Raw genomic sequence first — 6,779 nt, 5'->3', positions numbered from 1 at the left:
GAACGACATGCAGATCCCGCGTCTGGACAAGATCGTCCTGAACATGGGCGTCGGCGAAGCGGTCAAGGACACCAAGAAGGTGAAGCAGGCTGCCGAGGAACTTGGCCAGATCGCCGGTCAGAAGGCCGTCATCACCAAGGCCAAGAAGTCGATCGCCGGCTTCCGCGTCCGTGAAGAAATGCCGCTCGGCTGCAAGGTCACCCTGCGTGGCGACCGGATGTACGAATTCCTCGACCGGCTCATCAACGTGGCTCTGCCCCGCGTCCGCGACTTCCGCGGCGTCAAGGGCACCAGCTTCGATGGTCGCGGCAACTATGCCATGGGCCTGAAAGAGCACATCGTGTTCCCCGAAATCAACTTCGACAAGGTCGACGAGGTTCTGGGGATGGACATCATCATCTGCACCACCGCGAAAACCGACGCGGAAGCCAAGGCGCTGTTGAAGCATTTCAACATGCCCTTCACGTCGTAAGCGCGAGGAACCTGAGATATGGCAAAGAAATCCATGGTGAACCGCGAAGTGAAGCGGGCGAAGCTTGTGAAGCAGCATGCTGCCAAGCGCGCCGGTCTCAAGGCGGTGATCAACGACCAGTCGAAGCCGATGGAAGAGCGTTTCAAGGCGACTCTGAAACTGGCCGAGATGCCCCGCAACTCGTCGGCGACGCGGATCCACAACCGCTGCCAGCTGACGGGCCGTCCGCATGCGTTCTACCGCAAGCTCAAACTCTCGCGCATCATGCTGCGTGACCTGGCCTCGTTCGGCCAGATCCCCGGCATGGTCAAGTCCAGCTGGTAAGGGAGGCATCACATGTCCATGAACGATCCTCTCGGCGATATGCTGACCCGCATCCGCAACGCCCAGATGCGCGGCAAGTCCACCGTGACGACCCCCGCCTCGACGCTGCGCGCCCGCGTGCTCGACGTGCTCCTCTCGGAAGGCTACATCCGTGGCTACGAGAAGTCGGAGACCGCCAACAAGCAGGGCGAATTCACCATCAGCCTGAAGTATTACGAAGGCGAGCCCGTGATCCGCGAAGTGAAGCGTGTCTCGAAGCCCGGCCGTCGCGTGTACATGGGTGTGAGCGAGCTTCCCTCGGTCCGTAACGGCCTGGGCGTCGCCATCGTCTCCACGCCCAAGGGCGTTCTGTCGGATGCAAATGCACGCGCTGCCAATGTCGGCGGCGAAGTGCTTTGCACCGTGTTCTGAGGAGGGTGGAATGTCTCGTATCGGCAAGAAACCCGTCACCCTGGTCAAAGGCACTTCCGCCTCGATCAGCGGCCAGACCATCGAAGTGAAGGGCCCGAAAGGGACCCGTTCCTTCACCGCGGGCGACGACGTCACGCTGACCATCGAGGGCGATACCGTCAAGGTGACCCCGCGTGGCCTGTCGAAGCGTGCGCGCCAGCAGTGGGGCATGACCCGCTCGATGATCGCGAACCTCGTCACCGGCGTTTCCACCGGCTTCAAGTCGGAACTGGAAATCCAGGGCGTCGGCTACCGTGCCGCGATGGCCGGCAACGTCCTGAAACTGTCGCTGGGCTACTCCCACGAAGTGAACTTCGACGTGCCGAAGGGCGTGACCGTGTCCGTCCCGAAGCAGACCGAGATCGTCGTGGAAGGCATCGACCAGCAGCAGGTCGGCCAGGTGGCAGCGAACATCCGCGAATGGCGCGCGCCCGAGCCCTACAAGGGCAAAGGCATCCGCTACAAGGATGAGTACATCTTCCGCAAGGAAGGCAAGAAGAAGTAAGGGTGGCGAAAATGGCAAACAACAAGAGAGAGTTGTTCCTCAAGCGCCGCCTGCGCGTCCGGAACAAGATCAAGGCGACCTCGCATGGCCGCCTGCGGCTGTCGGTGCACCGTTCCTCGAAGAACATCAGCGTCCAGCTGATCGACGACGTGAAGGGTGTGACGATCGCTTCGGCTTCCTCGCTCGAGAAGGATCTCGGCGTGGTCGGCAAGAACAACCTGGAAGCTTCGGCCAAGGTCGGCGCGGCGATTGCCGAGCGGGCCAAGAAGGCCGGGGTGGAAGAGTGCTACTTCGACCGTGGCGGCTTCCTGTTCCACGGCAAGATCAAGGCGCTTGCCGATGCAGCCCGCGAAGGCGGTCTGAAGTTCTGATCAGGCGGGCAGCGGCAACGCTGCCCCGATGATCCGGGGGCGCCCCTGCGGCGCCCACCAGGATTGGCTTTAACGGCACAGCGTGCCACCACGAAGGAATTGCCATATGGCAGAACGTGAGAACCGCCGGGAGCGTCGTGACGACCGTCGCGACAACCGCCCGGAAGAAACCCCGGAATTCGCCGACCGTCTGGTCGCGATCAACCGCGTCTCGAAAACCGTCAAGGGTGGCAAGCGCTTCGGCTTTGCGGCTCTCGTCGTCGTCGGTGACCAGCGTGGTCGCGTCGGCTTCGGCAAGGGCAAGGCCAAGGAAGTGCCGGAAGCGATCCGCAAGGCCACCGAACAGGCCAAGCGCTCGATGATCCGCGTCGCCCTGAAAGACAGCCGCACGCTGCACCACGACATGGAAGGCCGTCATGGCGCCGGCCGCGTCGTGATGCGGACTGCCGTGGCCGGTACCGGCATCATCGCCGGCGGCCCGATGCGCGCCGTGTTCGAAATGCTGGGGATCCAGGATATCGTCGCCAAGTCGATCGGCTCGGCCAATCCCTACAACATGATCCGCGCCACCATCGACGGGCTGAAGCACGAAGCCTCGCCCCGTTCGGTCGCCGCGCGTCGTGGCAAGAAGGTCGCCGAAATCCTTCGGAAGCCCGAAGCCGAAACCGTGGAGGCCTGAACATGGCTGCCAAGAAAACCATCGTCGTGAAGCAGATCCGTTCGGCCGCCCGCCGTCCGGCCGTGCAGACCGCAACGCTGAAAGGCCTCGGCCTGAACAAGCTGAACCGCACGCGCGAGCTGGAGGATACCCCTTCCGTCCGCGGCATGGTGAACTCGATCAGCCACCTGGTCCAGATCATCGAAGAGCGCGGCTAAGCCCGTAGGGTGGGCAATCTGCCCTCCGCCAGAAACAAAAGCGCCCCGCCGGACCGGCGGGGCGTTTCTCGTTTTGCAGGCTCGGTGTCAGCTGCCGCTGCGGCCGCCCTGGCCACCGCTGCCACCGCTTCCGCCCTGGCCACGGTTCTGCTGCCCGCCGCCGTTTTCCTTCAGGCGCCCGTCATCCGAGCTCTGGACTTCACCCTGGCCCTGCTGGCCGCCGCCGTTCTCTTTCAGACGGCCATCGGTTTCCGGGTTCTTCACATCACCCTGGCCCACATCGCTGCGCGCCGACTGGCCGCCCGATTGTCCGCCGGACTTGCCACCCGACTGACCGCCCGATTGACCGCCCGACTGGTTCTGGTTGTTCGCCATTTCCTAGATCTCCGCTGCTTACCCGCCAGGAGATCCGACGGGCATACAGAGACAACAAGCGGCGTGGGCCCCCTGTTCCTGACAAAGAGAGGTCCGGTCCCGGGGGCGGCGTCACACCACCGCGATCAAGGCATAGACGGCCATCGCCATCACGATCAGCGATCCGATGGTGTAGAAGGTCGCCCGCACCTCATGCGACTGGGCTGTCCCGTAGGCCAGCGCATGGGCCGCCCTGGCCGCGACGAAGCCATACATCAGCACCTGCGCCAGCCACAGGGGCGGCGAGACCGCCACGAAGATCAGCCCCGCCGCCCAGAAGGCCGGGATGTTCTCCAGGTCGTTGCGGTGCATCCGACGCGAGCGGTCGACATAGTCGTTGACCTCCAGCTGCTTCGGGTCCGGCGCCTTGTTGATAAGGCCCGGCCGCAGGTCCTCGGGCGCGGCATAGCCGCCGCCGACCTTCATCATCCGGTAGACGGTCATCCAGCCCTGGCCCATCACTTTCAGCACCGTCAGGGCCGTGGCGATGATCCAGGTCACGAAAACGGGGTTCTCGATGGTAAATGCGCTCATCTTCTGTCCCTCCCCACGGGACCAGCGTTGGAAGCGCGCAGGCTTCTGTCAATCCGCCCCTGGCGCGGACCGCACCGCGCGTGGCGCAAAAGCTTCCCCTGCGTCACTCGCACGGTGCTAGGCTTCACCCAGCGACTCAACCCTGTCCGGGGAGGGGCAGGGGGTCGCCATCAGGGAGGACACCCATGACCACGCATTATGCCGGGGGTTGCCAGCACGTCCACGTGACCGCCACGGCCGAGCCCATCGACAACCACGAATGCCACTGCAACGTCTGCAAGTCGGTGACCGGCCAGCACACGACCCATGTCGCCTTCTTCAACCACGGCGACATCCAGGCTGACCATCCCGAGAAGATGAAGCGCGTCCCCTTCAACAAGGACAACCCGAACGGCCCGCTCGAGATCTGCCTCTGCTCGGACTGTGGTGCGGTTCTGATGCTGGACGACAAGCAGGGCCGCATCCGAGTGGCCGTGCCGAACGTGATGGGCTACGACGACGCCAAGTTCCCCAAGGCCACCTACCACGCCTTCTGGGACGAGACGAAGGGCTACCCGGCCCCGCAGGACGGCCGCCCGGTCTACTCCGGTCTTCAGCCGAGTTTCGTCTGGCCGCAGGGGCACTGATCCGGCGATTTCGACAGGGTTAACACCACCCTAACGGAATTCGGCAACCCGTTGCTGACAAAGGGAAAAGGCGAGACTGTCCACCGTGGACAGCCTCGCCCTTGCTTTTCGGGGTGCCGTGCTGTATCGCCCCCCCGGTGGCCGATCCTGGCCATGAGAATCAAGAAAAGCCGTGGGTGTCCCGTTCTCGCTTCGGGGGCACATCCGGCAAGGAGAAGCGACATGAAACTGCATGAACTCGCCGACAACGAAGGCGCGGCGAAGAAGAAAAAGCGCGTTGCGCGGGGCCCGGGTTCGGGCAAGGGCAAGACCGCCGGCCGTGGTATCAAGGGCCAGTCGTCCCGTTCGGGCGTGGCACTGGGTGGCTACGAAGGCGGCCAGATGCCTCTGTATCGCCGCCTGCCGAAGCGCGGCTTCACCAAGCCGAACAAGCTGCACTACTCGGTGGTCAACCTGGGCCTGATCGAGAAGTTCATCGCCGCTGGCAAGCTGAACGCCAAGGAAGAGATCACCGAAGACGCGCTGGTCGCGGCTGGTGTCACCTCGAACAAGCGCGACGGCATCCGCGTGCTGGCCAAGGGCGAGCTGAAATCCAAGGTCAACCTGACCGTCACCGGCGCCTCGGCTTCGGCCGTCGAAGCGGTGGAAAAGGCCGGCGGCAAGGTCACGCTCCTGGCACCGGTCGCGGCTGCGGCTGAATAAGCATTGTGAGCGGCCGCAAGGTCGCTTACATCAGCTACCAGTTTTCCCGCGCCGCCGACCGGAGAACGGTCCGGCGGCGCTTGGCTTGAAAGAGACCTGACATGGCATCAGCTGCCGAACAAATGGCCGCGAACCTGAGCTGGGGAATGCTTGGCAAGGCGACGGACCTCCGCCAACGCATCTTCTTCACCATCGGCCTTCTGATCGTCTACCGACTGGGCACCTTCATCCCGGTCCCGGGCATCGACGGCGAAGCGCTGCGCGAGTTCATGCAGCAGGCCTCGCAAGGGGTGGGCGGGATGCTGAACCTCTTCACCGGCGGCGCGCTGTCGCGGATGGGGATCTTTGCCCTGGGCATCATGCCCTATATCTCGGCCTCGATCATCGTGCAGCTTCTGGGAACCATGTACGGCCCCTGGCAGCAGCTGAAGAAGGAAGGCGAGCAGGGCCGCAAGAAGCTGAACCAGTACACCCGCTACGGCACGGTGGCGCTGGCCATCCTGCAGGGCTACGGCATCGCCATGTCCATCCAGGGCGGCGGGCTGGCGCACAACCCCGGTCTCTTCTTCATCGCCTCCTGCGTCATCACGCTGGTCGGCGGCACCATGTTCCTGATGTGGCTGGGTGAGCAGATCACCGCCCGCGGCATCGGCAACGGCATCTCTCTGATCATCTTCGTCGGCATCGTGGCGGAAATCCCCGCCGCCATCGCCCAGTTCTTCGCGCAGGGCCGGTCGGGCGCGCTGTCCACTCCGGTGATCCTGGGGATCCTGGTGATGGTCGTGGCGGTCATCACCTTCGTCGTCTTCATGGAACGCGCGCTGCGCAAGATCTCGATCCTTTATCCGCGCCGCCAGGTCGGCATGAAGGTCTACGAGGGCGGCTCGTCGCACCTGCCGATCAAGGTCAACCCGGCGGGCGTGATCCCGGCGATCTTTGCCTCGTCGATCCTCCTCTTGCCGACAACGGTCAGCACCTTCTCGGGCGGGTCGACCAACCCGGTCCTCAGCTGGCTTGCCGCGAACCTTGGCTACGGCCAGCCGCTGCACCTGCTGTTCCTCGCGGCCATGATCGTCTTCTTCGCCTACTTCTACACCCTGAACGTCTCGTTCAAGGTCGACGAGGTGGCCGAGAACCTGAAGAACCAGAATGCCTCCATCCCCGGCATCCGGCCCGGCAAGAAGACCGAGGATTACCTGGAATACGTGGTCAACCGCATCCTCGTCCTCGGCTCGGCCTATCTGGCGGCCGTCTGCCTTCTGCCCGAGGTCCTGATCGCCGAACTTGGTATCCCCTTCTACTTCGGCGGCACCTCGGTCTTGATCGTGGTCTCGGTCACGATGGACACGATCCAGCAGGTCCAGTCGCATCTTCTTGCCCACCAGTACGAGGCGCTGATCGAAAAGTCGCAGCTGCGCGGCAAGAAGAAGACCGGCGCGCCCAAGGCCCCCGCGCGGCGCTGATCCCATGAAGAACATCATTCTTCTGGGGCCCCCGGGGGCGGG

12 protein-coding genes are annotated in these 6,779 nt (G+C 63.9%); 10 read left to right on the top strand and 2 right to left on the bottom strand.

Annotated elements, in window-relative coordinates; translation table 11 throughout:
- The 7 genes from rplE to rpmD form a co-directional block, all read left to right on the top strand.
- On the top strand, positions 1–472 hold a 472-nt coding region (rplE, locus tag ACE3Q6_RS19250; RefSeq protein WP_374436010.1), incomplete at its 5' end, for a 50S ribosomal protein L5.
- Between the two features lie 18 nt (positions 473–490).
- Positions 491–796 carry a 30S ribosomal protein S14 gene (gene rpsN, locus ACE3Q6_RS19245; RefSeq protein ID WP_374436008.1) on the top strand — a complete coding sequence of 102 codons (306 nt, stop codon included), beginning with the start codon at positions 491–493 and terminating at the stop codon, positions 794–796.
- A gap of 12 nt (positions 797–808) precedes the next feature.
- On the top strand, positions 809–1,207 hold the full coding sequence (rpsH, locus tag ACE3Q6_RS19240; RefSeq protein WP_137110195.1) for a 30S ribosomal protein S8: 399 nt from the start codon (positions 809–811) through the stop codon (positions 1,205–1,207).
- Between the two features lie 10 nt (positions 1,208–1,217).
- Positions 1,218–1,751 (top strand): 50S ribosomal protein L6, encoded by a 534-nt coding sequence (rplF, locus tag ACE3Q6_RS19235; RefSeq protein WP_374436005.1) that lies wholly within the window; start codon positions 1,218–1,220, stop codon positions 1,749–1,751.
- A gap of 11 nt (positions 1,752–1,762) precedes the next feature.
- Positions 1,763–2,122, top strand: a complete 360-nt coding sequence (rplR, locus tag ACE3Q6_RS19230) for a 50S ribosomal protein L18 (protein WP_374436003.1) — start codon at positions 1,763–1,765, stop codon at positions 2,120–2,122.
- Positions 2,123–2,228: 106 nt separating this feature from the next.
- Positions 2,229–2,801, top strand: coding sequence for a 30S ribosomal protein S5 (rpsE, locus tag ACE3Q6_RS19225; protein WP_374436001.1), 573 nt, complete (start codon positions 2,229–2,231; stop codon positions 2,799–2,801).
- 2 nt (positions 2,802–2,803) lie between these two features.
- A complete protein-coding gene (gene rpmD, locus ACE3Q6_RS19220) occupies positions 2,804–2,998 on the top strand; it encodes a 50S ribosomal protein L30 (RefSeq protein WP_374435999.1) in 195 nt (64 codons plus the stop codon).
- A gap of 87 nt (positions 2,999–3,085) precedes the next feature.
- Here the strand turns inward: rpmD and ACE3Q6_RS19215 are convergent, their stop codons facing one another.
- Both ACE3Q6_RS19215 and ACE3Q6_RS19210 read right to left on the bottom strand, forming a co-directional pair.
- Positions 3,086–3,373, bottom strand: a complete 288-nt coding sequence (locus tag ACE3Q6_RS19215) for a hypothetical protein (protein ID WP_374435997.1) — start codon at positions 3,371–3,373, stop codon at positions 3,086–3,088.
- Between the two features lie 111 nt (positions 3,374–3,484).
- On the bottom strand, positions 3,485–3,946 hold the full coding sequence (locus ACE3Q6_RS19210; RefSeq protein WP_374435995.1) for an MAPEG family protein: 462 nt from the start codon (positions 3,944–3,946) through the stop codon (positions 3,485–3,487).
- 185 nt (positions 3,947–4,131) lie between these two features.
- On the opposite strand from ACE3Q6_RS19210, the gene ACE3Q6_RS19205 reads away from it, so the two are divergent.
- The 3 genes from ACE3Q6_RS19205 to secY all read left to right on the top strand — a co-directional run bounded on the left by ACE3Q6_RS19205 (position 4,132) and on the right by secY (position 6,737).
- On the top strand, positions 4,132–4,572 hold the full coding sequence (locus ACE3Q6_RS19205) for a GFA family protein (protein WP_374435993.1): 441 nt from the start codon (positions 4,132–4,134) through the stop codon (positions 4,570–4,572).
- Between the two features lie 222 nt (positions 4,573–4,794).
- On the top strand, positions 4,795–5,274 hold the full coding sequence (gene rplO / locus ACE3Q6_RS19200; protein WP_374435991.1) for a 50S ribosomal protein L15: 480 nt from the start codon (positions 4,795–4,797) through the stop codon (positions 5,272–5,274).
- 101 nt (positions 5,275–5,375) lie between these two features.
- The gene (gene secY / locus ACE3Q6_RS19195) at positions 5,376–6,737 is read left to right on the top strand and encodes a preprotein translocase subunit SecY (protein ID WP_374435988.1); all 1,362 of its coding nucleotides are present in this window, start codon (positions 5,376–5,378) and stop codon (positions 6,735–6,737) included.
- Positions 6,738–6,779 lie beyond the last annotated feature (42 nt).

It is taken from the genome of Tabrizicola sp., assembly GCF_041913445.1.
Classification (GTDB): Bacteria; Pseudomonadota; Alphaproteobacteria; order Rhodobacterales; family Rhodobacteraceae; genus Tabrizicola.
This window is presented reverse-complemented; position numbering and strand designations above follow the sequence as displayed.

Coding starts and splice junctions, on each gene's coding strand:
- rpmD (WP_374435999.1), top strand. CDS start 2,804: ATGGCTGCCAAGAAAACCATCGTCGTGAAGCAGATCCGTTCGGCCGCC.
- ACE3Q6_RS19210 (WP_374435995.1), bottom strand. CDS start 3,946: ATGAGCGCATTTACCATCGAGAACCCCGTTTTCGTGACCTGGATCATC.
- secY (WP_374435988.1), top strand. CDS start 5,376: ATGGCATCAGCTGCCGAACAAATGGCCGCGAACCTGAGCTGGGGAATG.
- rplO (WP_374435991.1), top strand. CDS start 4,795: ATGAAACTGCATGAACTCGCCGACAACGAAGGCGCGGCGAAGAAGAAA.
- rpsN (WP_374436008.1), top strand. CDS start 491: ATGGCAAAGAAATCCATGGTGAACCGCGAAGTGAAGCGGGCGAAGCTT.
- rpsH (WP_137110195.1), top strand. CDS start 809: ATGTCCATGAACGATCCTCTCGGCGATATGCTGACCCGCATCCGCAAC.
- ACE3Q6_RS19205 (WP_374435993.1), top strand. CDS start 4,132: ATGACCACGCATTATGCCGGGGGTTGCCAGCACGTCCACGTGACCGCC.
- ACE3Q6_RS19215 (WP_374435997.1), bottom strand. CDS start 3,373: ATGGCGAACAACCAGAACCAGTCGGGCGGTCAATCGGGCGGTCAGTCG.
- rplR (WP_374436003.1), top strand. CDS start 1,763: ATGGCAAACAACAAGAGAGAGTTGTTCCTCAAGCGCCGCCTGCGCGTC.
- rpsE (WP_374436001.1), top strand. CDS start 2,229: ATGGCAGAACGTGAGAACCGCCGGGAGCGTCGTGACGACCGTCGCGAC.
- rplF (WP_374436005.1), top strand. CDS start 1,218: ATGTCTCGTATCGGCAAGAAACCCGTCACCCTGGTCAAAGGCACTTCC.